Origin of the sequence: Bradyrhizobium lablabi, from assembly GCF_900141755.1 — a bacterium.
In the GTDB taxonomy this organism is placed as follows: Bacteria; Pseudomonadota; Alphaproteobacteria; order Rhizobiales; family Xanthobacteraceae; genus Bradyrhizobium; species Bradyrhizobium lablabi_A.
The window spans coordinates 4,035,300-4,059,690 of sequence record NZ_LT670844.1 but is presented as its reverse complement, the minus strand read 5'-3'; the positions used below and the strand labels follow the sequence as shown (position 1 = coordinate 4,059,690).

Genomic DNA, 24,391 nt, shown 5'->3' with positions numbered 1-24,391 from the left:
GATCAGCCGCTCTGCAGCGTCTCGATGGTCACATTGCGGTTGGTGTAGACGCAAATGTCGGCGGCGATATCGAGCGAGCGGCGCACGATGGTCTCGGCATCCTTGTCGGTCTCGATCAGCGCGCGGGCGGCCGCTAGCGCATAGTTGCCGCCGGACCCAATCGCCATCACGCCGGCTTCCGGCTCCAGCACGTCGCCGGTCCCGGTCAGCACTAGCGACACCTCCTTGTCGGCGACGATCATCATCGCCTCCAGCCGGCGCAGATAGCGGTCGGTGCGCCAGTCCTTGGCAAGCTCGACGGCGGCGCGGGTCAATTGCCCCGGATATTGCTCGAGCTTGCTTTCCAGCCGCTCGAACAGGGTGAAGGCGTCCGCGGTGGCGCCGGCAAAGCCGCCGATGACGTCACCTTTGCCGAGCCTGCGGACCTTCTTGGCGTTGGATTTGATCACGGTCTGGCCGATCGAGACCTGCCCGTCGCCGCCGATCACGACCTTGCCGCCCTTGCGGACCGTCAAAATGGTGGTGCCGTGCCAGACCGGCGATGGGGTTTCTGATGCTTGCATGGAATACCTCGTATTCGGCCAAACTTAGGGATTGGCAGGCGGGGTTACAATCTACCCCCCGATTCCGGTCACCATAGGCCGAAGTTCAGCCTTGATCGGGCCATCCCGCAGTGGCGAAGGCGACATCGGCCTGTTAAAAGGGCCGCGTTTTCGGCCCAAAAGCGGGCCTTGAGGGAAAGCACTTTTCATGCGCAACGCCGCCATCAAGCGCAAGACCAAGGAGACCGACATCGAGGTTTCGGTGAACCTCGACGGAACGGGGGTGTCCAACGTCGCGACCGGGATCGGATTCTTCGACCATATGCTCGACCTCTTGGCCCGGCATTCCCGCATCGACATCACGGTGAAGGCGGTCGGCGACCTTCACATCGACCACCACCACACCACGGAAGATGTCGGGATCGCGCTGGGGCAAGCGGTGAAACAGGCGCTCGGCACTATGGCCGGCATCACCCGCTATGCCTCGATCCACATGCCGATGGACGAGACGCTGTCGCGCGTGGTGATCGACATTTCCGGCCGCCCGGTCCTGGTCTTCAAGGTGGAGTTTCCGCGCGACAAGGTCGGCCAGTTCGATACTGAATTGGTGCGCGAATGGTTCAACGCCTTTGCGATCAATGCCGGCGTGACTTTGCACGTCGAGACCTTATATGGCGAGAACAGCCATCATATCGCCGAATCCTGCTTCAAGGGTCTGGCGAGGGCGCTGCGGGCGGCGGTCGCGATCGATCCGCGCGCCGCGGGCGAAGTGCCATCCACCAAGGGCCAGCTCGGCGGCTGATCCCTTGTTCTCGGCGGAGAGTAGCGATGCCGGTTTACACAGTGCATGCTCCCACGGCCTATGGCGCGGACCTTCGCGCCACCGATCGCTTTAGCTTCGTGCGCGACGGCTTTCACGTCTGGGCGGCGTTGCTGGGCCCGGTGTGGCTGATCTGGCGTCGGCTGTGGCTGGCATTGATCGGCTGGATCATCGTGATACTTGCGATCGACGTCGCAATGACGCGGCTCGGCACCGGCGGGGCGGCGATCTTCCTGGCTAATCTGCTGATCGCGCTATTGATGGGATTTGAAGCGGCGAGCCTGCAGCGCTGGACCCTGTCGCGGGGCAATTGGCGTCAGCTCGATATCGTGGTCGGTGACGACGAGGAGCAGGCCGAGCGCCGCTTTTTCGATCGCTGGACCGCCAAGCAGCGCGGGCTCAGTAACGACCAGTCGGCGGTCGATCGCGGCGGGCCGCCGCCGACCCGGGACATTCCGGGCCAGCCGTTCTCAAAACCGCCGCCGCCGTTGCCGCAGGGCGGCATTATCGGATTGTTTCCGGAACCGGGAGGCTCGCGGTGAGCGTTGCCATCATTGATTACGGCTCCGGCAATCTGCACTCGGCGGCGAAAGCGTTCGAGCGCGCGGCGCGGAGCATGGAAGAGCCTCAGAAGATTGTCGTCACTCGGGATCCCGAAACTGTCTATCGCGCCGATCGCATCGTGCTGCCCGGGGTCGGCGCCTTCGCCGATTGCCGCCGGGGGCTGGACACGCTCGACGGCATGGTCGAGGCGATGACGGAAGCGGTGCGCAACAAGGCGCGGCCGTTCTTCGGCATCTGCGTCGGCATGCAGCTGATGGCGACACGCGGCAAGGAGCACGTCACCACCGACGGTTTTAATTGGATCGCAGGCGACGTGGAAAAGATTACGCCGCGCGAAGAAAATCTGAAAATCCCGCATATGGGCTGGAATACGCTCGACGTGGTCCGGGAGCATGCGGTGCTGGAGCGCCTTCCGCTCGGTCCAAAGGGTCGCCACGCTTATTTCGTGCACTCATACCACCTCAACGCGGCCAATGAGGCTGATGTGCTGGCGCGCGCGGAATACGGCGGGCCGGTGACGGCGATCGTCGCCAGGGACACCGCGGTCGGCACGCAGTTTCACCCGGAAAAGAGCCAGCGCTTTGGACTCGCTCTGATCTCGAATTTTTTGAAGTGGAAGCCGTGATGTCTGCTTCAGGGCCCTCTCTTGTCACCTCGCCCCTTGCGGGGGAGCACAAGGCGGCTTTCAGCCGCCGTCTTGAAGAACGCCAAGGCGAAGCCTTGGCTGTGCGCGAAGCGTTCGGGAGAGGGGTAAGCCACAAACACCGAACTCGCGGCTACCCCCCACCCCAACCCTCCCCCGCAAGGGGGGAGGGAGCAGGCGGCGCACCGTGATTCTCTTCCCCGCCATCGACCTGAAGAACGGCCAATGCGTGCGGCTCGAACAGGGCGACATGGCGCGCGCGACCGTGTTCAACCTCGATCCGGCGGCGCAGGCGAAGAGCTTCGCCGCGCAGGGGTTCGAATATCTGCATGTGGTCGATCTCGATGGTGCCTTTGCCGGCAAGCCGATGAATGCGCATGCCGTCGAGGCGATGCTGAACGCGGTCACCATGCCACTGCAGCTCGGCGGCGGCATCCGGGATTTGAAAACGGTTGAAGCCTGGCTCGCAAAAGGCGTGGCGCGCGTGATTATCGGCACCGCGGCGGTGCGCGATCCCGGGCTCGTAAAAAGCGCTGCGAAAAAATTCCCCGGCCGCGTCGCGGTCGGGCTCGATGCGCGCGACGGCAAGGTCGCGGTCGAAGGCTGGGCCGAGACCTCGGAAGTCACCGCGCTCGAGATCGCACAGCGTTTCGAGGATGCGGGCGTTGCAGCGATCATCTTCACCGACATCGCCCGCGACGGCCTTTTGAAGGGCCTCAATCTCGATGCGACCATTGCGCTGGCCGAACAGATTTCGATCCCGGTGATCGCGTCCGGCGGTTTTGCCTCGATCGATGACGTCAAGGCGCTGCTTGCGCCGCGCGCCAAGAAACTCGCTGGCGCAATCGTTGGCCGCGCGCTCTATGACGGCCGGCTCGATCCGCTTGCCGCGTTGGCGCTGATCAAAAACGCCCGCGCCGCGGCCTAGGAGTATTAAAAATGTTCAAGGTCCGCGTGATCCCCTGTCTCGACGTCAAGGACGGCCGGGTGGTCAAGGGCGTCAATTTTGTCAACCTGCGCGACGCCGGCGATCCGGTCGAGGCGGCCATCGCCTATGACGCCGCCGGCGCCGATGAATTGTGTTTTCTCGACATCACGGCGACCCACGAAAACCGCGGCATCATGCTGGACGTGGTCCGGCGCACGGCGGAAGCCTGCTTCATGCCGCTGACGGTCGGCGGCGGTGTGCGCACCATCGACGATATCAAAACATTGTTACGATCCGGCGCCGACAAGGTCTCGATCAACTCGGCCGCCGTCAGCCGCCGCGAATTCGTCAAGGAGGCGGCCGAGAAATTCGGCGAGCAATGCATCGTGGTCGCGATCGACGCCAAGCGGGTCAGCCGCGGCGGCGGCTCGGATCGCTGGGAAATCTTTACCCATGGCGGGCGCAATTCCACCGGCATCGACGCCATCGAATACGCCCAGGAAGTGGTCTCGCTCGGCGCCGGCGAAATCCTTTTGACCTCGATGGACCGGGACGGCACAAGGCAGGGTTTTGACATTCCCATTACCCGGATGATCGCCGACAGCGTGCCGGTGCCGGTGATCGCCTCCGGCGGGGTCGGCAACCTCGATCACCTGGTCGAGGGCATCCGCGAGGGGCACGCGACCGCGGTGCTGGCGGCCTCGATCTTCCATTTCGGGGAATTTACCATCCGTGAAGCCAAGGACCATATGGTCCGAGCTGGCTTACCGATGCGGCTCGATCCCTGACGACTCCCGGTCATAAAAGTGCTAAATGCCTGACATGACTGGCGCCCGGCCTGGGCGCGCCTGAGTTTTAAGTGGATGTCGCGTTTCACGATCCATGATCTGGCTGCCACCATCGACGCCCGCGCGGCGTCGGGAGGAGAGGCCTCCTATACGCGCAAGCTCCTGGACAAGGGGCCGGAGCATTGCGCCAAGAAATTCGGCGAGGAAGCGGTGGAGACCGTGATCGCCGCGGTTGAGAACGATCGCGATCATCTGATCGCGGAAAGTGCCGATCTCGTGTTTCATTTGCTGGTGCTGTTGAAATCGCGCGGCGTGAAGCTTGAGGATGTCGAAGCTGCATTGGCGCAGCGGACGTCGATGTCCGGGCTGGAAGAAAAGACGGCGCGCAAGCGCGATTAGAGCATGATCCGGACCCGGAGGGCCACGTTAGTGCAAAGTGGGAACCGGTTTTCCGAAAAAATCATGCTCGAAACATAAGAGTCGAAAAGGCGGCCTCATGGATATTCGGGCTCCGGAGCAAGTCTACAATCCCTACCGGGTGTTCACGCGGGAGCAGTGGGCGCGGCTGCGCGATGACACACCGATGACGCTGGAGCCGGGCGAGTTCGATCGGCTGCGTTCGATGCATGACCGTCTCGATATGCAGGAGGTCGAGGACATTTATCTGCCGCTGTCGCGGCTGTTGTCGATCTATGTCGATGCCACGCAGCGGCTGTTTTATGCGCAGCGCCAATTCCTCGGCATCCAGGACCGCAAGATGCCCTACATTATCGGCGTCGCCGGCTCGGTCGCGGTCGGAAAATCGACCTCCGCGCGCGTGCTGCAGGCGCTGTTGGGGCGCTGGTCGCCGCGGCCGAAGGTCGATCTTGTGACGACCGACGGCTTCCTGTTTCCCAACGCGGTTCTCGAGCGGCAAGGCCTGATGCAGAAGAAGGGCTTTCCGGAGAGCTACGACCTGCCGACGCTGTTGGCGTTCCTGAGCGACATCAAGGCGGGACGACGGCCGGTGCGCGCGCCGGTCTATTCGCATCTGACCTACGACATCGTTCCGAACCAGTGGGTCGAGATCGACCGGCCGGACATTCTGATCGTGGAAGGCGTCAATGTTCTGCAGACCGGCCGGCTGCCGCGCGACGGCCAGGCCGTGCCGGTGGTGTCGGATTTCTTCGATTTCTCGGTCTATATCGATGCCGATGAGCCGGTACTGCGCGAGTGGTACGTCCGCCGCTTCCTGGCGCTGCGGGACACCGCGTTCACCAATCCGCGATCGTATTTTCATCGCTACGCGCCATTGTCCGACGAGGAGGCGACCGCGACCGCGCTCGCGATCTGGGAACGCACCAACCTTGCCAATCTCGAGGAGAATATCCTGCCGACCCGGCCGCGCGCCACGCTGATCCTGAAGAAGGGCGCCGATCACGTCGTCGAGCAGGTCGCGCTGCGGCGGCTGTGAACCCCCCGCTGTCGTCCCCGCGAAAGCGGGGACCCATAACCACCGATGGTTGTCTTGCAGACGGTAGCGGCTCCAGCCTTCGCGATAACTGACGGCTGTGGTTGGGTCCCTGCTTTCGCAGGGACGACTCTGTGAGGTATTTACGCCGCGAGATGCCTCGACGCGGCGAGGCCCGCCAGCGCGTCCGCCAGCTTCTCGCGATCCAGCGGTTTTATGAGAAACCCGTCCATGCCGGCTTCAAAGCAGGCGTAGCGGTCTTCCACCAGCGTGTTCGCAGTGAGCGCCAGGATCGGCGTCTGGCGGCCGGGCTGGCCGGCCTCGCGCGCGCGGATGCGTTTTGTGGTTTCGATGCCGTCGAGCTCGGGCATCTGGATATCCATCAGGACGAGATCATAGGGCGCGCCGGCGGATTTCGCCGAGAGCCATGATTCCAGCGCCGCTTCGCCATTGGTGGTGATGACGGCTTGATGCCCCAATCGCGTCAATAGCGAACGCATCAGCAGCGCGTTGATCTCATTGTCTTCCGCGACCAGCACGGAAAGGCCGCGCGCCGGAGGAGCTGCCGGCGTTCCGGCGTCATCGGGCGCGTCGATTAGCGCGCCGGCGGCGAGGCTTGGGGCTTGCACATCCGGCGCCGCCGAAAGGCGGGCCGCGAGCGAGGCCGCGCGCAACGGTTTTATCAGATAGCCGGTGAAGGCGGAGGAGGCGGCGGATGCAAGCTGCAGCTCATGCCGCGCGGCCGGCGTGAACATCACGATCCGCTGCGCCGCGTGAATGCGCGCGGCTTCCGCCAGCGCCTGAATTTCGGCCGCGCCGAACGCGCGATCGAGCAGCACGGCATGCCAGGCGCGCTCCGGCAGCAGAGCCAGCGCCACCGCGATATCGGAAACCATGCAGGTCTGGCCGCCCCAGCGCTGCAGCCGCCTTGCGATCAGCGAAGCCTCGATGCTCTGCGGCGCCACCAGCATGATCGATTGGCCGGATAGATCCGGCGCCGCGAACGTCGTTTGGCCGCGCTCGCTTGTGTCGGACGCGGCGAGCGGCACCGATACTTCGAAGGTCGAGCCGACGCCCGGCTGGCTCTGCAGCGTGATGCGGCCACCCATCCGCTTGACGATGCGCTCGGAGATGCTCAGGCCTAGACCGGTGCCGCCGTAGCTGCGGGCGATCTTTTCGTCGGCCTGCTCGAACTCGCGGAAAATGCGCGACTGCGCCTCGGGCGCGATGCCGATGCCGGTGTCGCGCACCAGGAAACTGATTTCATTGGGCGCCACGCCCGGCTCGGCGATCAGCGCCACGCCGCCGGTCGCGGTGAATTTTATCGCATTGCCGGCGAGATTAAGCAGCACCTGGCGCAGCCGTCCGGCGTCGCCGACCACTTCGATCGGCAGCCGCTCGTCGACATAGGCCGCGATCTCGAGCTTTCTCGCCTGCGCGCGGGGCGCCAGCAGCTCGGTGATATCCTCGATCAGGCCGGCGAGCGCGAACGGCCGATGTTCGAGATCGATCTTGCCGGCCTCGATCTTGGAATAGTCCAACAGTTCCTCGATCAGCGCGAGCAGCGCATCGCCCGAGGTTTTGACGGCTTTCGCATAGGTCATCTGCTCCGGCGTCAATGGCGTATCCAGAAGCAGGCCGCTCATGCCGATGATGCCGTTCAGGGGGGTGCGGATTTCGTGGCTCGCCATCGCGAGGAAACGTGACTTGGCGCGGCTGGCGGCGTCTGCCTGATCGCGCGCCTCGGCCAGCGCGCGCTCGGTCTCGGCACGGTTGGTGACGTCGCGGCCGACACTCTGCATCTCGGCCGGCCGGTCCGCGTCGGAGCGCACCAGACCTTCGCGCCAGGCAATCCAACGCGGCCCGGACGGGCTGGCGATCTTCTGGTCGTGGATCCTGGTGCCGTCCCCCTGCAGCGCAGCCTCGCCCTGCTCCAGCACGGAAAACGTGAATTGGCTGCCGATCAGCGCGCCGCGCGGCAGCGACGACAATTCGCAATAGGCGTCGTTGACGAAGGTGATAACGCCGTCGGCGTCGCGCAACACGATCAGATCGCCCTGCGATTCGGACAGGCTGCGGGCGCGTTGCTCGGCCTCCTGCAATTCCCAATTGCGGTCGGCGAGCGCTTCATTGTGAAGTGCGAGCTTGCGAAGCTTCTGGCGCATGAAGCGCAGTCGGAAGCTCAAAGAGGCGAGCGCCACGCAGGCGATCGCGAACAGGAAACTGATGCCGATCGCAAACGCGTTGGGATCGTAGCCGGAAACCTCCGGCCGGCTTCCGGCGATGAAGCCATAGGCGCCGCCGAATGCGGCGGAGAAGATCATGAACGAGCGGACCGCAAAGATGAGCCACGGATGGCGCCGGCTGAAACGGCGAATGTGCAACTTGATCCGGAAAACCCGCCCCATCGCGTAACTACCCTGAGATTGCCTTGAGGATTGCGTTTCGCTTCGCGCGTGTGTGCTTTGCGGGGTGACGATGCGACGGCGACCTTGCAAAGTGTTTGAGGCCGGGCGGCTTTGCGCGGTGCGATGCGAACAGGGTTAACCGAAGGTTAAACCTCTAAAGCGAGGCAGCTTGGAGCCTGCGATGTGCGCCGCCGGCGCCGACGACCAGGGCTGCCGCGTCGCGCGCCGAAAATGTCTTCGATTGCACGAAAATGCGGTAATCGGCGGGGCCGTCATGCGAAAGATAGATCACGGGCACATCGGCCGAGGGACGTGCGGAGATCTCGACGGACCTTGTTGCCGGATTGGCCTCGCAAGCGCCACCCTCCGCGGTATCGACGTCATCGACCACGGCGAAATCGGCGGCCTCGGCGCTGTCAGATATCTGGACCCGCACCGTGGCGAATGCCGGATTGTTGGTGAAGCTGACGCGGAGGTCGGCATGCCAAGGCAGCTCGGCGATCTGGACCGAGGTGTCGGCGATCGCGATACAGGGGTGGCTGGGCGGCAATAACCCGCCGCGCGCGAAAACGGCGGCAATCAACAGTGGAACGGCCGAAGCCAGGATCTTGAAACGCAACATGATACGCTCGCTCGCCGAAAAACCAGTGCGGACGCACGGTCTATGGTTTGCGAAGCGTAAACGAGACTGGTTACCGCCTGGTTGACGCGCGTTGTCGCGGCTATTCAGGCCGCGCGCCTGACATCGTCGGCGAGCGCGCGATACGACAAAGCTTCGGCGAGATGCAGCCGGCCGATTTTTTCGGCACCGTCGAGGTCGGCGAGCGTGCGGGCGACGCGCAGCACGCGGTGATAACCGCGCGCCGACAGCCGCATGGTTTCGGCGGCGTCGCGCAGGAGCTTTTGGCCCTGCGCGTCCGGTTGCGCGATCGTCTCCAGCACCGAGGCGGGGGCTTCCGCGTTGGTGCGGATATGCGGCAGGCCGGCCGCAGCATAACGCGCCAGCTGCACGTCGCGCGCGGCGGCAACGCGCGCGGCCACCTCTGCCGAGCCTTCCGTCGGCGGCGGCAGGATCAGGTCAGAAGCGGTCACCGCCGGCACCTCGATCCGCAGATCGATGCGGTCCATCAGCGGGCCCGAAATGCGCGCCTGATAATCGCCCGTGCAGCGTTCGATGCGGCCGCGCCTGCAGGAATAGCCGGGCTCATAGGCATGGCCGCAGCGGCACGGATTCATCGCGGCGACCAGCATGAAACGCGCCGGATACGTGACGCGATGATTGGCACGTGACACCGCGACCTCGCCGTTTTCGAGCGGCTGGCGCAGCGAATCCAGCACGCGGGGATCGAACTCCGGCAATTCGTCGAGGAACAGGACGCCCTGATGGGCCAGCGAAATCTCGCCCGGCTTGGCGCGCATGCCGCCGCCGGTGAGCGCCGCCATGCTGGCGGAATGATGGGGGGCGCGGAACGGCCGCCGCGCGGTCAGCGCGCCGCCCTCGATCTCGCCGGCGACGGAGGCGATCATTGATACTTCGAGCAATTCCGACGGCGACAGCGGCGGCAGGATCGAGGGCAGCCGGGCGGCGAGCATCGACTTGCCGGCGCCGGGCGACCCGATCATCAGCAAATGATGCCCGCCGGCGGCTGCGATCTCGAGCGCGCGTTTTGCACTCTCCTGGCCCTTGATGTCGCGCAGGTCTAAGAGGTTGGCCTCGGCCTCATGCACTTTCGGCTGTGGCCGCGACAGCACCTGCGTGCCCCTAAAATGATTAGCGATCTGGATCAGCGAATTCGCCGCCACGATCTGGATATCCGGGCTCGCCCAGGCCGCTTCCGCGCCGCAAGCCGCCGGGCAAATCAGGCCCTCGTCGCGCGAATTGGCGCCGATCGCCGCCGGCAATACGCCCGCAACCGGCGCGATCGATCCATCGAGGCCGAGTTCACCGAGTACCGTAAAACCGGAAAGCGCGTCGGGCGGTATCGCGCCGATCGCCGCCATCAGGCCGAGCGCGATCGGGAGATCGTAATGGCTGCCTTCCTTCGGCAAATCGGCCGGCGCCAGATTGACGGTGATGCGGCGCGCGGGCAGCGCCAGTCCAGAGGCGATCAGCGCCGAACGGACCCGCTCGCGGGCTTCCGACACCGCCTTGTCCGGCAGGCCGACGATCGCAAACGCCGGTAGCCCAGGCGCGACCTGCACCTGCACGTCGACGGCGCGGGCTTCGATCCCCTCAAAAGCTACCGTGGAAACCCGCGCGACCATTCCGCCCCTCTGCTGCAATCGAGGGTAGCGGAAAGCGCAGGCGACCGCAAGAACATTAAGGGAACAGGCGTCGAGCGCTCCGACGGGCCTCCGGCGTGAAGGCCTAACGCAGGAAGACCAACTGCGTGCCGTAGACCTTTCCTGCGTATGGCAGGGCGTCCGTGTCGGCCTCTGCAATCCGCGTGACGCAGCGGAAGCCATACTGGCGCGCGATCTCGACGATCGAACCTTCCTTCATCGTTCGATGAGGATACCGCACCGTGCGGTCCTTGTAGCCTTCCGGAATTGGGCCGCTTCCGTTAGCGAAGAGCCTCGAGCGTTGGACGCGATAGATGTCTTCGTCCGCAAACGAGTTGCGCATGAGGACGACGGAGCGCCGTGCCGAGGTAAAGGCAACGGTGAGAATCTCGGTTGGGTTCTCGATGTACTGGAGTGCACCGCTGGAGAAAAAGATGTCGCATTCGGCCGGTGGAGTGCACGCAAAGCCGACCGGACCCTGACCTTTCATCATCGCAACCATCGCGGGGTTCTCGACGACGGTGTAGGTGGCGTCAGGAAAGGCAATGAGGAAGTCTGCGCCCAACTCTCCCGTCGAGCCGCCAAAATCGACGATGGACAGATCGGGTTTCCCGCACGCCAGCGCAATCAGGTACAGAAGATTGGTGCGCAATAGCGCCCCCTCCACGGAACCTGGCATCCGGCGAGCGACCTTGAAGGCGTTGAGCGCCTGGTCCGAATAGGAGGAAGCACTTTCGCTGGCCGCTGACCAGGAGACATAGGGGCACCCACCATGAAGCAAATCGCCGATGATGGGAGGCGTCAGACTTTTCAGCACGCGGCGTAGCGTCATCTTCGGCCTGCCTCTAGGCCGGCCACGCGGGCTGCAATCTCCCCAAAGGTGACGCTTGGAACTCGCGGTTGCATCCGGCCCAACTCCTGCAACTCAGAGTAGGCCAAGGCAGCGACAAATGCAAGAACATTTAGTGAACAAAACTGAAGGCCGTGCAGGGGCAGCCTCACCGGCTGCCCCTGGGCACCATCCGTTCAGAGAATCATGTTCATCGGCTCGGCGATATAGTGAAAACCCTCGCCGGTCTTGACGACGTGGCCATAGCCCGGCCACGGATAGTGGTAGGACATCACGGGGATCTTGTTCGCCGCCAGCATGTCCAACATCTTCACGCGCGATTCGGCTGCCTGCTTCGGATCGGTGTCGTAGGAGAATTGCATCCGCGGCTTTTCCAATAGCAAAATCTGGTGGTGGGTGAGGTCGCCGAGGAAGGCCATGGACTTGCCGTCCGAGGTGATCATGAAGATGTGGTGACCCACGGTGTGTCCGGGCGCGGCCATCGCCGTGACGCCGGGCAGGACTTCCTGGCCGTCCTTGTAAAACACCAGGCGGTCGCGCACCGGCAGCAGGTTCTTGCGGGCGTGAACGACGAAATCCTTTAGAGGGCTGCCCATCTTGCCCTCATCGGTCCAGTAGTCAAAATCGCTCTGCGCGATGTAGAACTGCGCGTTCGGGAACAGCACCTTGCCGCTGTCGTCGACCACGCCGCCGATATGATCGATATGGGCGTGCGTGAACACCACCGCGTCGATCTCTTCCGGCTTGATGCCGGCTTCCGCCATGCTCTTCTGCTGCCGGCCGGTGGTCGGCCCGAACGCTTTCGACGTCCCCATGCCGGTGTCGAACAGCACGAGCTTGTCGCCCATGTTCACGATCGGCGAGTTTTGTTCGAGCACGATATTGTCGGGTGACAGGAAGTTGTCGGTGAGCATCTTCTTGATGTCTTCATCCGGTATGCCGACGAAGGTGCCCTTGGGAGGGCCAAGCGGCAGAGGGCCGTCGGAAACCACCGTGACCTGGGCGCCACCCAGATTGAACCGGTAGAAATAAGATGGCTGCGTGTTGAGCTTGGGGGCCCGCGCCAGCGCGCTGCCGCCCATCAAAGCGGTCGCGCCGAGGCCTACACCGAGCCCAAGCAGGGACCTTCGCGAAACATCGTATGTCATGCGTTGTTCCTCCATTTTTTTATGGAATTTTAGTTTGTTACCCGGGCGGATTCCGCCGCCGGGCCACGCCCAACTTGCGACCACTTTTAGGCCTTTGGAAGGCGGGCAACGGAAAGCGTGCGACACAGACGTGTCACCTGCATAACGAAACGAAGAGAATTATTTTCCGCTCCGCTTCTTCTCGATCGCGTCCCAGATCTTCGCCGCGACATCCGGGCCGCCGAGCCGGGCGATGGCGCGGATGCCGGTCGGCGAGGTGACGTTGATCTCGGTGAGGTTGCCGTCGATGACGTCGATGCCGACGAACAACAGCCCGCGCTCGCGCAAGCTTGGTCCGATGGTCGTGCAGATTTCGCGCTCGCGATCGGTCAGTTCGGTTGATTGCGCGGCGCCGCCGCGCACCATGTTGGAGCGCAGATCATCGGCCGCCGGCACGCGGTTGACGGCGCCGGCGAATTCGCCGTCGACCAGGATGATGCGCTTGTCGCCGTGCTTGACCTCGGGAAGAAAGCGCTGGATCACCCAGGGCTCGCGAAACGTCACCGAAAACATGTCGAACAGCGAACCGAAATTCATGTCCTGCGGCATGATCCGAAACACCGCGGCGCCGCCATGGCCGTGCAGCGGCTTCATCACCACCGCGCCGTGCTCGTCGCGGAACGAATTGATCTCGTCGAGGTCGCGCGAGATCAAGGTCGGCGGCATCAGCTGCGGGAAATTCATCACGAACAGTTTTTCCGGCGCGTTGCGGACGCTTGCGGGGTCGTTCACGACCAGCGTCTTCGGGTGAAGCCGTTCCAAAAGATGCGTCGAGGTGATGTAGGCGAGATCGAATGGCGGGTCCTGCCGCAGCAGGATGACGTCGAAGGCGGAAAGCGGCTGGCGGCGCGGTTCGCCGAGGGTGAAATAATCGCCGGGCTCGTCGCGCACGGTGAGCAACTGGATCGGAGCTACCAGCTCGTCGCCGCGCAGCGAGAGATTGTCGGGGGTGTAATAAGACAGCCCATGGCCGCGCTTCTGCGCCTCCAATAGCAGCGCGAAGGTCGAATCGCCGCGGATGTTGATGCGCGCGATGGGGTCCATCTGGACGGCGACGTTCAATTTCATGTGTGGGCCCGCAAGTTCGTTCTGTTGAAGGGAGCTTTCAAGTGCTGGCGTCGAATGCCGCCAACAGATGGCGCGGCAAACGCCGCGGCGCAATCAGCATGGCGTCGAAACGGAGCTCAAATTCGGCATGTTCGGGATGCGCCACCAGCCAGCCTTGCGCGGCATCGATGATGCGCTGCTGCTGGCGCGGCGTCACCGCATAGGCGGCCTCGTCGAGAGAGGCGCGGGCCTTGACCTCGATAAAGGCCAGCAGATTGCGCCGCCGCGCCACGATGTCGATCTCGCCATGGGGGGTGCGAAACCGCTTTGCCAATATGCGATAGCCTTTTGCCATGAGATAGGCGGCCGCACGGGCTTCGGCGGAAAGACCGGTGCGGAACGCGGCGACGCGCGCGGGCGAGGCGAGTTTTGCGGCCTTGTCGGGCGGAGCGGCACCGTCCGTCTTCGTGTCAGTCTTGGCCATCGTCGCCCTTCGCGGTGATTTCCTTTTCAGTTTCCTTGGCGAGCTCGAGCGCCCGGGCATAGATTTCGCGGCGCGGCCGGCCTGATAATTCGACCGCGTGCGCCACCGCATCCTTGACGCTGTCGCGTTGCAGCGACGACCGCAAGAGATCGTCGAGCGCATCCGCAGCCATGATCTGGGCGCCTGCGGGCGGGCCGATCACCAGCACGAATTCGCCGCGCGTCTCAAGCGTGTCCGCCGCCTTGGCGAGTTCTGAGACCGGCGCGCGGCGGACGTCTTCGTGCATTTTTGTCAGCTCGCGGCAAATCGCAGCATCGCGCGTGCCCATGATATCGGCGAGATCGGCAAGCGTTGCCTGGACGCGGTTTCCGGATTCGAACATCACGAGCGTCGCGTCGATCCGCGAAAGTTCTGCCAGTCGCGCGCGGCGCGCGGTCTCCTTCGGCGGCAAGAATCCCTCGAAGAAAAACCGGTCGGTCGGCAGCGCCGCAACCGACAAAGCGGTCAGCACCGACGACGGGCCCGGCAGTGCGATCACCGGAAAACCGGCGGCGCAGACCTCGCGCACCAATTTGAAGCCGGGATCGGAAATCAAGGGCGTGCCGGCATCCGAGACCAGCGCGATGGAAGCGCCCTGCGCCAGCCGCTCCAGGATCTTTGGCCGCGCCAGCGCTGCGTTGTGCTCGTGATAGGGCTTTAGCTGCGCCGAGATCGCATAGCGCTCGGTCAGCCTTCGGGTGATGCGGGTATCTTCGCAGGCGATGATGTCGACGCCGGCCAGCGTCTCCAGCGCGCGCAGCGTAATGTCGCCGAGATTGCCGATCGGGGTTGCCACCAGATGCAAGCCCGGAACCGCCCTCGGCGCCGTCAGGATATTACCGCCCACGGAAAATGTCCGCGCCGAGGCTTCCCCCTCGCTGTCAGTTCTATTTATCGAAGCCGCTTTTGCGCGCATAATCCCAATCTAGAGCGTTTTCGAGCGAAGTGGATACCGGTTCGCGTGAAGAAAACGCGACAAACGAATAGGCTCAAGGGGACGCCACGCTTACGCCATAACGGTGCACGCTACGGATGCCGGCCGCGCGACGGGATAGGGGAACAGGACCCTGCAACCCTTGCCCGCTTTGCAAGGCCATAATCCTTTTGTTTTGGTTAACTATTCGCCGACAATATGCCTGAATCCACCCTCCTGATCATCGGGAGGTGGACGTTCTGGCCGATTTCGGTCGGTCGAGAGAAGAGATGCGATGGTGGGGCCGCTCAAACCCAAACCTGGGCCTTCAGGGCCTCAGTCGTCGAGGGTAACCCGGCGGACGGCCGTTGGCTTGATTCTCGGCGCGCCCCTGCTTGGGGCTTGCTCCGGCAACATTGCTCAGAGTATGGGCCAGTTCTCCAATCCGTTCAGTCCTTCGCAACCGGGTCCGTCAGGGCCGCCGCAGCAGCCGCTCGTTGCCGGTAACGGGCAAGTCAAGGTGGGATTGATCCTGCCGCTGTCGGCCGCGGGCAATGCCGGCGTCGCCGCGCAATCGATGAAGAATGCCGCCGAGATGGCGCTGGCGGAATTTCAGAATCCGAACATCCAGCTTCTGATCAAGGATGACGGCGGCAATCCGCAAGGCGCGCAACAGGGAACGCAGCAGGCGCTCGACGAGGGCGCGGAAATCATCCTGGGTCCGCTGTTTGCGCAATCGGTCCCGGCGACCGCGCAATTGACCCGCGCGCGCGGCGTTTCCGTGATCGCGTTCTCAACCGATTCCAGCGTCGCGGGCCGCGGCGTTTATCTCCTCAGCTTCCTCCCCGAATCCGATGTCAACCGGATCGTCGAATACTCGGCCAGCATCGGAAAACGCTCGTTTGCGGCGCTGCTGCCCGAGAATGCCTATGGCAATGTGGTGGAGGCGAGCTTCAAGCAGGCGGTCGGACGCCGGGGCGGACGCGTGGCCGCATTCGAAAAATACGGCGATCGTGCCACCGCCGCGCGGACGGTGGCGCAGGCGCTCGGCCAGGCCGATGCGCTCTTCATCGCCGACGACGGCGATTCCGTGGTGGCGGTGGCCGATGCGCTGACGGCGGCGGGCGCGAATTTGAGGAACATCCAGCTGCTCGGCACGGGTCTTTGGGACAATCCGCGCGTGTTCGCGAGTCCTAATCTGCAGGGCGGGCTTTATGCGGCGCCGGATCCGTCGGGTTTTCGCGGTTTTTCCAACCGCTACCGCGCCAAATACGGCGCCGACCCGGTGCGAACCGCAACGCTCGCCTACGACGCGGTCGCGCTGGTAGCAGCACTTGCGCGCACGCAAGGGCCGCAGCGGTTTTCGCCGGAGGTACTCACAAATCCGTCCGGCTTTGCCGGCATCGACGGCCTGTTTCGTTTTCGCGCCGACGGCACCAACGAGCGCGGCCTTGCGGTGATGCGGGTCGGATCGGGCGGCGGCGTGCCGGTTGCGGGATCGCCGAAGAGTTTTGGGGCGTGATGTCGCCTGGAGTTACGCCGCTAAATCCGCCACCACCGCATCGAGCACTGGAAATCCGGCTTGGGTGACGCGCAGCCGTCCGCTGTCGTCGACGACAATCGCGCCTTCCTCACGCAGCACCGCAATGCGGCCCGGATCGAGCGCGCGGCCCGATAGCGCCGCATAGCGCTTGGGATCGATGCCCTCGGCGAGCCGGAGGCCCATCAGCAAGAATTCGTCGGCGCGCTCCTCGCTGTTGAGGTGATCGTCCGACACGACGCCGTGGCCGGCCGCCTCGACCTGCATCAGCCACGCCTCGGGCCGCTTTTCGGTGGCGATCGCATGCCTTGTGCCGTCGATATCGAGCCGGCCATGCGCGCCGGGCCCGATGCCGGCATATTCTTCGCCGCGCCAATAGACCAGATTATGCCGGCATTCCGCGCCGGATCGTGCGTGATTGGAAATCTCGTAAGCCGGCAGGCCATGCGCCGCGCAGACCTCCTGGGTGATATCATAAAGCGCCCGCGCGGTCGCCTCGTCCGGCGTCTGCAATTTTCCGGCGGCGTGCAAGCCGAAGAACGGCGTGCCCTCTTCGATCGTCAGTTGATAGAGCGACAGATGCTCGGCGGCTTCCGAGATCGCGAGTTTCAGTTCATCGGCCCACCTCTCGGGCGTCTGATCGGGACGGGCGTAGATCAGATCGAACGAATAGCGATCGAACGCGGTGCGCGCGATTTTCACCGCGTCGAGCGCTTCGCGCGCGCTGTGCAGACGTCCCAGCGCTTTCAGCGAGGCGTCGTCCAACGCCTGCACGCCGAGCGAAACCCGGTTCACACCGGCTGCGCGATAACCGGCAAACCGCGTGGCCTCGACGCTGGTCGGATTGGCTTCGAGCGTGACTTCGACTTCCCGAGCGACCCGCCAGTGTCGGCCGATCGCATCCAGGATCGCCCCGACGGTCTGCGGCCGCATCAGGGATGGCGTGCCGCCACCGAGAAAAATCGACGATACTTCGCGGCCCGGTGCGCGCGCCGCGGTGGTTTCGATCTCGCGGGCGAAGGCACGGGCAAACCGTTCTTCGTCGATCGGCGCATGCCGGACATGGCTGTTGAAGTCGCAATACGGGCATTTCGACAGGCAGAAAGGCCAGTGCACGTAAACGCCGAAGGCTTCTTTCCCGTCAGCGCTGGTCAAGGCAGATCTCCGCCAGTTTTACAAATGCGCGGGCGCGGTGCGACAGGCCGAGCCCGAGCGGCGGCAGGCCGTGTTTCTCGAGGCTCGTCATCTCGCCGAACGTGCGGGTATGTCCATCGGGCATGAACATCGGATCGTAGCCGAAACCTGCAGTGCCGCGCGGTGGCCACACCAACGTGCCGTCGGCACGCGCCTCGACCTCTTCGAGATGATCGTCGGGCCAGGCGACGCATAAGGCCGAAACGAAATGCGCTCTTCGTTGCGCGGGAGTGGTCGCGCCGCGCTCCTGCAGCAACCGTTCGATCCGCGTCATCGCGGCGTTAAAATCCTTGTTTGGGCCGGCCCAGCGCGCCGAAAAAATTCCGGGCGCGTCGTCGAGCGCGTCGACCACTAGTCCGGAATCGTCGGCGAAGGCTGGAAGCTGCGCGGCCTTGGCGGCGGCCGCCGCCTTGATCCGGGCATTGGCTGCAAATGTGTCGCCGGTCTCCTCGGGCTCGCCGAGGCCAAGCTCGCCCGCCGATATCGCCTCGACGCCGTGCGGCGCCAGCAGTTCCCGCATCTCGGCAAGCTTGCCGGGATTGTGGGTCGCGATCACGAGCCTGCCTGTGATTCGACGGTGCATGCGATTGTTAGTCTACGCCAGTGAGGGCACGATCTGAAATCACGCTACGGCCATTTTCTGCAAATCCACCAGCCGCGCCACGCCTTTGCGCGCCAAGGCCATCAGCGCCAGAAATTCCTCCTGGGTGAATGGCGTCTTTTCCGCGGTGCCCTGCACCTCGATGATGCGGCCGTCGCCGGTCATGACAAAGTTGGCGTCGGTTTCGGCTTCCGAATCCTCGGCATAGTCGAGGTCCAGCACCGGCGTGCCGTTATAGATGCCGCAGGAGATCGCGGCGACATTGTCGCGCAGCACATTGCCCTTGATCATGTTGCGGGTCTTCATCCAGGACAGGCAGTCGGCGAGCGCGACCCAGGCGCCGGTGATCGAGGCGGTGCGGGTGCCGCCATCGGCCTGCAGCACGTCGCAGTCGACCGTGATCTGGCGCTCGCCGAGCGCTTCGAGGTCGATCGTGGCGCGCAGCGAGCGGCCGATCAGGCGCTGGATTTCGACGGTACGGCCGTTTTGCTTGCCGGCCGAAGCCTCGCGCCGGGTCCGTTCCAGCGTCGCCCGCGGCAGCATGCCGTATTCGGCCGTGACCCAGCCGCGGCCCTGGCCCTTCAGCCATGGCGGCAGCCGCTCTTCCAACGTGGCGGTGACCAGCACATGGGTGTCGCCGAATTTGACCATGCAGGAACCCTCGGCATATTTGACGACGCCGCGTTCCAGCGATACGGCGCGCAGTTCATCCGGCGCACGGCGGCTTGGCCGCATGGGAAATCCTCCGAAAATTCAGCGAAAAATTGTGGGCTCGCGGTGCTTGTAGGAGGGGGAAGGCGCAGCGGCAAGGCCCTTTGCCACACCTTCGCCCACTAATGCCCGCTTGTCACCGGCCCCTGAGAGGGACAAATTAGGTCAGTGCAAGCGCGACCAGCAAAAGTGGAATCCGGTTTTGCGTCCGGGCGCGCTTAGATATCAAGATGGCGCATGATCTTGTCGGATCACGCGCCGGGAGTAAACCGTGGCCCACCACGATCCGATTGGCCTGATCGCGCCGCATGCCGGGCTCGCAGCGCTCAACGAGCGCTCGCGGGATATCTTTCGTCAAATCGTCGAAAGTTACCTTGCGACCGGCGAGCCCGTCGGCTCGCGCAACATTTCGCGCCTGATCGCGGTGCCGCTGTCGCCGGCCTCGGTGCGCAACGTGATGTCGGATCTGGAACAGCTTGGCCTGATCTACGCGCCGCACACCTCGGCCGGAAGGCTGCCGACCGAATTGGGCCTGCGCTTTTTCGTCGATGCCTTGATGCAGGTCGGCGATCTCACCGAATCCGAGCGGCAGTCGATCCAGTCCCAGCTCGCCTCCGTCGGCAGGGCGCAATCGGTCGAAGCAGCCCTTGGCGAAGCCTTGACGCGGCTGTCGGGCTTGACCCGTGCCGCGGCGGTGGTGCTGACCGCAAAATCCAATTCGCGCCTGAAGCATATCGAATTCGTCCGCCTGGAGCCGGAGCGGGCGCTGGTGGTGCTGGTCGGCGAGGACGGCCAGGTCGAGAACCGCGTGCTGACGCTGCCGCCCGGCGTTCCCTCTTCCGCGCTCACCGAAGCCACCAATTTTCTCAATTCGCGGATCAGAGGCCGGACGCTGGCCGAGGCGCGCCTCGAGCTTGAAACCGCATTGACGCAGAACCGCGCCGAACTCGACCAGCTGACGCAGAAGGTGATCGCCGCCGGAATCGCAAGCTGGTCCGGCGGCGAAAACGATGACCGGCAATTGATCGTGCGCGGTCACGCCAATCTGCTCGAGGATCTGCACGCGCTCGAGGATCTGGAGCGCGTGCGCTTGTTGTTCGACGATCTCGAAACCAAGCGCGGCGTGATCGATCTCTTGGGGCGCGCCGAACGCGCCGAGGGCGTGCGGATTTTCATCGGATCGGAGAACAAGCTGTTTTCGCTGTCTGGCTCGTCCACCATCATCGCGCCCTATAGCGATGGCGCCGGCCACATTGTCGGCGTTCTCGGCGTGATCGGGCCGACCCGGCTCAATTATGCCCGGGTGATCCCGACGGTGGATTATGCCGCGCGCATCGTCAGCCGCATGCTGGGCGGCTGATGCCTTCTGGTTGCGCTTGATTTTCTTCGCCTAAAGCACGATATCCCGCCCCAGCAACTCCCCCTTCATTACCGACGATTTTTGAAAAGGCAGTCTATGACCGATCCCACCCGGCAGAAGGACGATCCGGCGAACCCGGCGCAAGGCCCCGAGCCCGTGGTTTCCAAGCCATACATCATGCCCGACGATCCCGAAGAGGGCTCGGCCGAAGCGCTCGCCAAGGAGGCCGCGGAGGCGCGCGACAAGATGCTGCGCACGCTGGCGGAGATGGAGAATCTCCGCAAGCGCACCGCGCGCGAGGTGGCGGATGCGCGAACCTACGGCATTTCGGGTTTCGCGCGCGACGTTCTCGATATCGCCGATAATCTGCAGCGCGCGCTCGATGCGGTTCCGGCCGATACCAGGGCCTCCGCCGATCCCGGGTTGAAGGCGCTGATCGAAGGCGTTGAGCTCACCGAACGCTCGCTGCTCAACGCGCTGGAGAAAAACGGCGTCAAGAAATTCGATCCGTCGGGCGAGAAATTCGATCCGAATTTTCAGCAGGCGATGTACGAGGTCCCGGACCCCTCGGTGCCGGCGGGAACGGTGGTCCAGGTGGTGCAGGCCGGCTATATGATCGGCGACCGCGTGCTGCGGCCGGCGCTTGTCGCGGTCTCCAAGGGTGGCGCGAAGGCCGGCACGCCGGCCAACGGCAACGAACCGAGCAGCGCGGCCTAAAGAGGCGTCAGTCAGGCTCTATCTATCCGCATATCTATCCGCGCGGCTGAATTCCGTCACGCACGGCGCGGAAGCGCGGAAACGCTGACGTCCACTGGTCACGCGGCGAGCTGCCGATAATGCGCAGCGAGCTCGAGCCGCCGAACTTCAACCATTGCACCACGGTGACGGAGGTGTTGTCCTTGCCGCTGGTTGCATCGATACGCGTCTCATAGCCGGGCTGGCCGTCGATGCGGATCGGTTCGGACATCGTGATGCGCGCGTCGCGGACGCCAGGAATGGTGGTGGCGGCCTGTTGGGCAAACCGTCCGCGATCCTCGGGCTGCGCCGGCGTCGCGCCGATCAGGCCGATCACCATGAAGGGCGCCGGTTCAAAGCCGGTTACCTCGTCGCCGTCGGCCAGAATGACGGCCGCGCCAGGTGCCAGCGTGCGGATATTTTTGAAATTGCTGAGCTCGCTGAACTTGAACGGCATCAGTCCGAGTTGCTCGTCGACCGGAACTTGCTTGCGGACCACCGCCGACGCGAACATCTGCCGTACGGCGTCGTCGGTATAGATTTTGCCGGCGTTCTCGGGAACCTGTACGGCGACATAGCCGGAGAAGGTGCCGCCAGACAGAATCATCGAATAGCGTCGCACACTGGTTGCGCCGTCCTTGGCGTTCTCGATCGTGTAATAGGCAAGCCCCGCTGACGTCTCGATGCTCTCGGGCTTGATGCCGCCGGTGCCCGCCGGATTGGCCTTGAAGGCATTGACGACCTCCCCATAGGCCTCGGCCGGCAGCTCCGCCATCAAGACCTTGACGCCGCCGTCCTCGGTTTCGAAACCGACGAATGATTTGGCGGGGGAGAGGCCGACCAGGGGCGTCAAGCCGATCCGGATTCCCGGCGGGAAAATCGGCTCCGCGGCAAGCGCAGGACCGAGGGCAAGGAGGATGACGCCGACGAGCAGCGCAACCGCGGATGTCAGTCGAATGGGCTTCATGAAAAATCTACTGAGGTTGCATTGAGGCCGTTCAATGGTCGGCCGGTGGCGGCCCGCTTCCCGCGGCGACGTTAACGGTCCGCCGCTTTTAGCGGGTTTGCCGCTCCGGCAACAGGCCAAGCCGTATTCCGTTCATCTTGCGCCGACCGCCGGCCGGGGCGGCGCCGGCGGGGCCGGCCGTGGCGGCCCGAAGGGGGACACTATCTTTCAAGGCCGGGGGTTTTCGAGGGTTAAGGTTGCGCGCAAGTCCTTGCGGGGCCTAGCCCCCCTCCTATATGAGGCTCACCGTCGCAATATCGCGAGCATTTGATCGTTTGGGGGTTTGGATTGGTGCGCCGTCAGGGCCCAGCCAACCTGCCGCAAAAAGAAGGATATGAGGACCATGGGAAAGGTCATTGGGATCGATCTCGGCACCACGAATTCGTGCGTCGCCGTAATGGATGGCAAGACAGCGAAAGTCATCGAAAACGCCGAGGGCATGCGGACGACCCCGTCGATCGTCGCCTTCAGCGATGACGGTGAGCGCCTCGTCGGCCAGCCCGCCAAGCGCCAGGCGGTGACCAATCCCGAGCGGACCTTCTTCGCGGTGAAGCGTCTGGTCGGCCGCCGCTATGACGACCCGATGGTGGAAAAGGACAAGAAGCTTGTCCCCTACAAGATCGTCAAGGCGTCCAACGGCGATGCCTGGGTCGAAGCCGACGGCAAGACCTACTCGCCCTCGCAGATTTCCGCTTTCATCCTGCAGAAGATGAAAGAGACCGCCGAAGCCCATCTCGGCCAGAAGGTCGATCAGGCCGTCATCACCGTTCCCGCCTATTTCAACGACGCGCAACGTCAGGCCACCAAGGACGCCGGCAAGATCGCCGGCCTCGAAGTGCTGCGTATCATCAACGAGCCGACCGCGGCCGCGCTCGCTTACGGTCTCGACAAGACGAAATCCGGCACCATCGCGGTGTACGACCTCGGCGGCGGCACCTTCGACATCTCGATCCTCGAGATCGGCGACGGCGTGTTCGAGGTGAAGTCGACCAATGGCGACACCTTCCTGGGCGGTGAAGATTTCGACATGCGGCTCGTCAGTTATCTGGCCGATGAATTCCAGAAGGAGCAGGGCATCAACCTGCGCAACGACAAGCTCGCCTTGCAGCGCCTGAAAGAGGCCGCCGAAAAGGCCAAGATCGAGTTGTCCTCGACCACGCAAACCGAAATCAACCTGCCCTTCATCACCGCCGATCAGACCGGGCCGAAGCATCTGACGATGAAGTTGACGCGCGCCAAGTTCGAGGCGCTGGTCGATGATCTCGTGCAGAAGACCATCGAGCCCTGCCGCAAGGCGCTGAAGGACGCAGGCCTCACCGCCGGCGAGATCGGCGAAGTGGTGCTGGTCGGCGGCATGACCCGCATGCCGAAGGTCCAGGAAGTGGTGAAGCAGTTGTTCGGCAAGGAGCCGCACAAGGGCGTCAACCCCGACGAAGTCGTCGCCATCGGTGCTGCGATCCAGGCCGGCGTGCTGCAGGGCGACGTCAAGGACGTGCTGCTGCTCGACGTGACCCCGCTGTCGCTCGGCATCGAGACGCTGGGTGGCGTGTTCACCCGCATCATCGATCGCAACACCACGATCCCGACCAAGAAGAGCCAGGTGTTCTCCACCGCCGAGGATAACCAGAACGCCGTCACCATCCGCGTCTTCCAGGGCGAGCGCGAAATGGCGGCCGACAACAAGGTTTTGGGCCAGTTCGATCTGATGGGCATTCCGCCGGCGCCGCGCGGCATGCCGCAGATCGAAGTCACCTTCGACATCGACGCCAACGGCATCGTCAACGTCTCCGCCAAGGACAAGGCGACCGGCAAGGAGCAGCAGATCCGGATCCAGGCTTCCGGCGGTCTTTCCGAAGCCGACATCCAGAAGATGGTCAAGGACGCCGAGGCCAACGCCGCCGAGGACAAGAAGCGCCGCGAGGCGGTCGACGCCAAGAACCATGCCGACTCGCTGGTGCATTCCACCGAGAAGGCGCTGGCCGAACATGGCTCGAAGATCCCGGAGACGGATCGCCGCGCCATCGAGGACGCCGTCAGCGATTTGAAGGAAGCGCTGAAGGGCGACGACGCGGAGGCCATCAAGGCCAAGACCAATACGCTGGCGCAGGCTTCGATGAAGCTCGGCGAGGCGATGTACAAGCAGCAGGCCGAGGCCGATGCGGCCAAGGATGCCGCCAAGGACGACGTGGTCGACGCGGAGTTTACCGAGGTCGACGACGACAAGAACACCAAGAAGTCTGCTTAAGCGGGCTGACCACCATGGCCCTCATTCGAAAGAGCACGCTGGCAGCGTCTCGA

At 63.9% G+C, this 24,391-nt stretch carries 24 protein-coding genes; 11 read left to right on the top strand and 13 right to left on the bottom strand.

Annotation, left to right across the window (positions count from 1 at the left end; all coding sequences use genetic code 11):
• Positions 1-2 precede the first annotated feature (2 nt).
• Complete coding sequence (gene hslV / locus B5526_RS18895) at positions 3-563, bottom strand: ATP-dependent protease subunit HslV (RefSeq protein ID WP_079540450.1); 561 nt, start codon at positions 561-563, stop codon at positions 3-5.
• A 187-nt stretch (positions 564-750) separates the two neighbouring features.
• Between hslV and hisB the strand changes: the two genes are divergently transcribed.
• The 7 genes from hisB to coaA all read left to right on the top strand — a co-directional run bounded on the left by hisB (position 751) and on the right by coaA (position 5,738).
• Positions 751-1,344: an imidazoleglycerol-phosphate dehydratase HisB gene (gene hisB / locus B5526_RS18890; RefSeq protein ID WP_079540448.1), complete on the top strand. Its 594-nt coding sequence runs from the start codon at positions 751-753 to the stop codon at positions 1,342-1,344.
• Positions 1,345-1,370: 26 nt separating this feature from the next.
• Positions 1,371-1,904: a DUF2628 domain-containing protein gene (locus B5526_RS18885; protein WP_079540445.1), complete on the top strand. Its 534-nt coding sequence runs from the start codon at positions 1,371-1,373 to the stop codon at positions 1,902-1,904.
• On the top strand, positions 1,901-2,551 hold the full coding sequence (hisH, locus tag B5526_RS18880) for an imidazole glycerol phosphate synthase subunit HisH (protein WP_079540443.1): 651 nt from the start codon (positions 1,901-1,903) through the stop codon (positions 2,549-2,551). The genes B5526_RS18885 and hisH overlap by 4 nt, the downstream gene beginning before the upstream one ends.
• A gap of 205 nt (positions 2,552-2,756) precedes the next feature.
• Positions 2,757-3,497: a 1-(5-phosphoribosyl)-5-[(5-phosphoribosylamino)methylideneamino]imidazole-4-carboxamide isomerase gene (gene hisA, locus B5526_RS18875; RefSeq protein WP_079540441.1), complete on the top strand. Its 741-nt coding sequence runs from the start codon at positions 2,757-2,759 to the stop codon at positions 3,495-3,497.
• A gap of 11 nt (positions 3,498-3,508) precedes the next feature.
• Complete coding sequence (gene hisF, locus B5526_RS18870) at positions 3,509-4,285, top strand: imidazole glycerol phosphate synthase subunit HisF (RefSeq protein ID WP_079540439.1); 777 nt, start codon at positions 3,509-3,511, stop codon at positions 4,283-4,285.
• Positions 4,286-4,360: 75 nt separating this feature from the next.
• Positions 4,361-4,684 carry a phosphoribosyl-ATP diphosphatase gene (locus B5526_RS18865; protein ID WP_079540437.1) on the top strand — a complete coding sequence of 108 codons (324 nt, stop codon included), beginning with the start codon at positions 4,361-4,363 and terminating at the stop codon, positions 4,682-4,684.
• Between the two features lie 97 nt (positions 4,685-4,781).
• Positions 4,782-5,738: a type I pantothenate kinase gene (gene coaA, locus B5526_RS18860; protein ID WP_079540435.1), complete on the top strand. Its 957-nt coding sequence runs from the start codon at positions 4,782-4,784 to the stop codon at positions 5,736-5,738.
• 140 nt (positions 5,739-5,878) lie between these two features.
• Here coaA and B5526_RS18855 read toward each other — a convergent pair whose 3' ends face one another.
• The 8 genes from B5526_RS18855 to rsmI form a co-directional block, all read right to left on the bottom strand.
• Positions 5,879-8,143: a PAS domain-containing hybrid sensor histidine kinase/response regulator gene (locus tag B5526_RS18855; protein ID WP_079540433.1), complete on the bottom strand. Its 2,265-nt coding sequence runs from the start codon at positions 8,141-8,143 to the stop codon at positions 5,879-5,881.
• 154 nt (positions 8,144-8,297) lie between these two features.
• The gene (locus tag B5526_RS18850; protein WP_079540430.1) at positions 8,298-8,765 is read right to left on the bottom strand and encodes a hypothetical protein; all 468 of its coding nucleotides are present in this window, start codon (positions 8,763-8,765) and stop codon (positions 8,298-8,300) included.
• Positions 8,766-8,869: 104 nt separating this feature from the next.
• Positions 8,870-10,408 carry a YifB family Mg chelatase-like AAA ATPase gene (locus tag B5526_RS18845; protein WP_079540428.1) on the bottom strand — a complete coding sequence of 513 codons (1,539 nt, stop codon included), beginning with the start codon at positions 10,406-10,408 and terminating at the stop codon, positions 8,870-8,872.
• A gap of 103 nt (positions 10,409-10,511) precedes the next feature.
• Complete coding sequence (locus tag B5526_RS18840; RefSeq protein WP_079540426.1) at positions 10,512-11,258, bottom strand: hypothetical protein; 747 nt, start codon at positions 11,256-11,258, stop codon at positions 10,512-10,514.
• A gap of 194 nt (positions 11,259-11,452) precedes the next feature.
• A complete protein-coding gene (locus B5526_RS18835) occupies positions 11,453-12,424 on the bottom strand; it encodes an MBL fold metallo-hydrolase (protein WP_079545101.1) in 972 nt (323 codons plus the stop codon).
• Between the two features lie 159 nt (positions 12,425-12,583).
• The gene (gshB, locus tag B5526_RS18830) at positions 12,584-13,531 is read right to left on the bottom strand and encodes a glutathione synthase (protein ID WP_079540424.1); all 948 of its coding nucleotides are present in this window, start codon (positions 13,529-13,531) and stop codon (positions 12,584-12,586) included.
• Between the two features lie 37 nt (positions 13,532-13,568).
• A complete protein-coding gene (locus tag B5526_RS18825; protein WP_154071353.1) occupies positions 13,569-13,994 on the bottom strand; it encodes a YraN family protein in 426 nt (141 codons plus the stop codon).
• Positions 13,981-14,949: a 16S rRNA (cytidine(1402)-2'-O)-methyltransferase gene (rsmI, locus tag B5526_RS18820; RefSeq protein WP_079540420.1), complete on the bottom strand. Its 969-nt coding sequence runs from the start codon at positions 14,947-14,949 to the stop codon at positions 13,981-13,983. The genes B5526_RS18825 and rsmI overlap by 14 nt, the downstream gene beginning before the upstream one ends.
• 292 nt (positions 14,950-15,241) lie before the next feature.
• Between rsmI and B5526_RS18815 the strand changes: the two genes are divergently transcribed.
• Entirely contained in the window at positions 15,242-16,468 is a 1,227-nt protein-coding gene (locus B5526_RS18815) for a penicillin-binding protein activator (RefSeq protein WP_079540418.1), read from the top strand.
• Positions 16,469-16,480: 12 nt separating this feature from the next.
• Here the strand turns inward: B5526_RS18815 and hemW are convergent, their stop codons facing one another.
• From hemW to rph, 3 genes are read right to left on the bottom strand one after another with little or no spacing between them, the layout of a single operon-like run.
• On the bottom strand, positions 16,481-17,641 hold the full coding sequence (hemW, locus tag B5526_RS18810; protein WP_079540416.1) for a radical SAM family heme chaperone HemW: 1,161 nt from the start codon (positions 17,639-17,641) through the stop codon (positions 16,481-16,483).
• Positions 17,628-18,263 carry an RdgB/HAM1 family non-canonical purine NTP pyrophosphatase gene (gene rdgB, locus B5526_RS18805; protein ID WP_079540414.1) on the bottom strand — a complete coding sequence of 212 codons (636 nt, stop codon included), beginning with the start codon at positions 18,261-18,263 and terminating at the stop codon, positions 17,628-17,630. Before rdgB ends, hemW begins: the two co-directional genes overlap by 14 nt.
• Before the next feature lie 39 nt (positions 18,264-18,302).
• Positions 18,303-19,016, bottom strand: a complete 714-nt coding sequence (gene rph, locus B5526_RS18800; RefSeq protein WP_079540412.1) for a ribonuclease PH — start codon at positions 19,014-19,016, stop codon at positions 18,303-18,305.
• Positions 19,017-19,263: 247 nt separating this feature from the next.
• Here rph and hrcA point away from each other — a divergent pair, with 247 nt between their 5' ends.
• Together hrcA and grpE are read left to right on the top strand one after the other, a co-directional pair.
• The gene (hrcA, locus tag B5526_RS18795; RefSeq protein ID WP_079540410.1) at positions 19,264-20,352 is read left to right on the top strand and encodes a heat-inducible transcriptional repressor HrcA; all 1,089 of its coding nucleotides are present in this window, start codon (positions 19,264-19,266) and stop codon (positions 20,350-20,352) included.
• 96 nt (positions 20,353-20,448) lie between these two features.
• Positions 20,449-21,069, top strand: coding sequence for a nucleotide exchange factor GrpE (gene grpE, locus B5526_RS18790; protein ID WP_079540408.1), 621 nt, complete (start codon positions 20,449-20,451; stop codon positions 21,067-21,069).
• Between the two features lie 34 nt (positions 21,070-21,103).
• Here grpE and B5526_RS18785 read toward each other — a convergent pair whose 3' ends face one another.
• Positions 21,104-22,054, bottom strand: coding sequence for a hypothetical protein (locus tag B5526_RS18785; protein WP_079540406.1), 951 nt, complete (start codon positions 22,052-22,054; stop codon positions 21,104-21,106).
• 382 nt (positions 22,055-22,436) lie between these two features.
• Here B5526_RS18785 and dnaK point away from each other — a divergent pair, with 382 nt between their 5' ends.
• Positions 22,437-24,338 carry a molecular chaperone DnaK gene (gene dnaK / locus B5526_RS18780; protein ID WP_079540404.1) on the top strand — a complete coding sequence of 634 codons (1,902 nt, stop codon included), beginning with the start codon at positions 22,437-22,439 and terminating at the stop codon, positions 24,336-24,338.
• The last annotated feature ends 53 nt before the right edge of the window (positions 24,339-24,391 follow it).

Excerpts from the sequence above, each read along its gene's own strand:
- B5526_RS18835 (WP_079545101.1), bottom strand. The coding sequence starts at position 12,424 with ATGACATACGATGTTTCGCGAAGGTCCCTGCTTGGGCTCGGTGTAGGC.
- B5526_RS18825 (WP_154071353.1), bottom strand. The coding sequence starts at position 13,994 with ATGGCCAAGACTGACACGAAGACGGACGGTGCCGCTCCGCCCGACAAG.
- dnaK (WP_079540404.1), top strand. The coding sequence starts at position 22,437 with ATGGGAAAGGTCATTGGGATCGATCTCGGCACCACGAATTCGTGCGTC.
- grpE (WP_079540408.1), top strand. The coding sequence starts at position 20,449 with ATGACCGATCCCACCCGGCAGAAGGACGATCCGGCGAACCCGGCGCAA.
- B5526_RS18785 (WP_079540406.1), bottom strand. The coding sequence starts at position 22,054 with ATGAAGCCCATTCGACTGACATCCGCGGTTGCGCTGCTCGTCGGCGTC.
- rsmI (WP_079540420.1), bottom strand. The coding sequence starts at position 14,949 with ATGCGCGCAAAAGCGGCTTCGATAAATAGAACTGACAGCGAGGGGGAA.
- gshB (WP_079540424.1), bottom strand. The coding sequence starts at position 13,531 with ATGAAATTGAACGTCGCCGTCCAGATGGACCCCATCGCGCGCATCAAC.
- B5526_RS18865 (WP_079540437.1), top strand. The coding sequence starts at position 4,361 with ATGTCGCGTTTCACGATCCATGATCTGGCTGCCACCATCGACGCCCGC.
- B5526_RS18815 (WP_079540418.1), top strand. The coding sequence starts at position 15,242 with ATGGTGGGGCCGCTCAAACCCAAACCTGGGCCTTCAGGGCCTCAGTCG.
- hisF (WP_079540439.1), top strand. The coding sequence starts at position 3,509 with ATGTTCAAGGTCCGCGTGATCCCCTGTCTCGACGTCAAGGACGGCCGG.
- B5526_RS18855 (WP_079540433.1), bottom strand. The coding sequence starts at position 8,143 with ATGGGGCGGGTTTTCCGGATCAAGTTGCACATTCGCCGTTTCAGCCGG.
- B5526_RS18845 (WP_079540428.1), bottom strand. The coding sequence starts at position 10,408 with ATGGTCGCGCGGGTTTCCACGGTAGCTTTTGAGGGGATCGAAGCCCGC.
- rph (WP_079540412.1), bottom strand. The coding sequence starts at position 19,016 with ATGCGGCCAAGCCGCCGTGCGCCGGATGAACTGCGCGCCGTATCGCTG.
- B5526_RS18885 (WP_079540445.1), top strand. The coding sequence starts at position 1,371 with ATGCCGGTTTACACAGTGCATGCTCCCACGGCCTATGGCGCGGACCTT.
- hisB (WP_079540448.1), top strand. The coding sequence starts at position 751 with ATGCGCAACGCCGCCATCAAGCGCAAGACCAAGGAGACCGACATCGAG.
- B5526_RS18850 (WP_079540430.1), bottom strand. The coding sequence starts at position 8,765 with ATGTTGCGTTTCAAGATCCTGGCTTCGGCCGTTCCACTGTTGATTGCC.
- rdgB (WP_079540414.1), bottom strand. The coding sequence starts at position 18,263 with ATGCACCGTCGAATCACAGGCAGGCTCGTGATCGCGACCCACAATCCC.
- coaA (WP_079540435.1), top strand. The coding sequence starts at position 4,782 with ATGGATATTCGGGCTCCGGAGCAAGTCTACAATCCCTACCGGGTGTTC.
- hslV (WP_079540450.1), bottom strand. The coding sequence starts at position 563 with ATGCAAGCATCAGAAACCCCATCGCCGGTCTGGCACGGCACCACCATT.
- B5526_RS18840 (WP_079540426.1), bottom strand. The coding sequence starts at position 11,258 with ATGACGCTACGCCGCGTGCTGAAAAGTCTGACGCCTCCCATCATCGGC.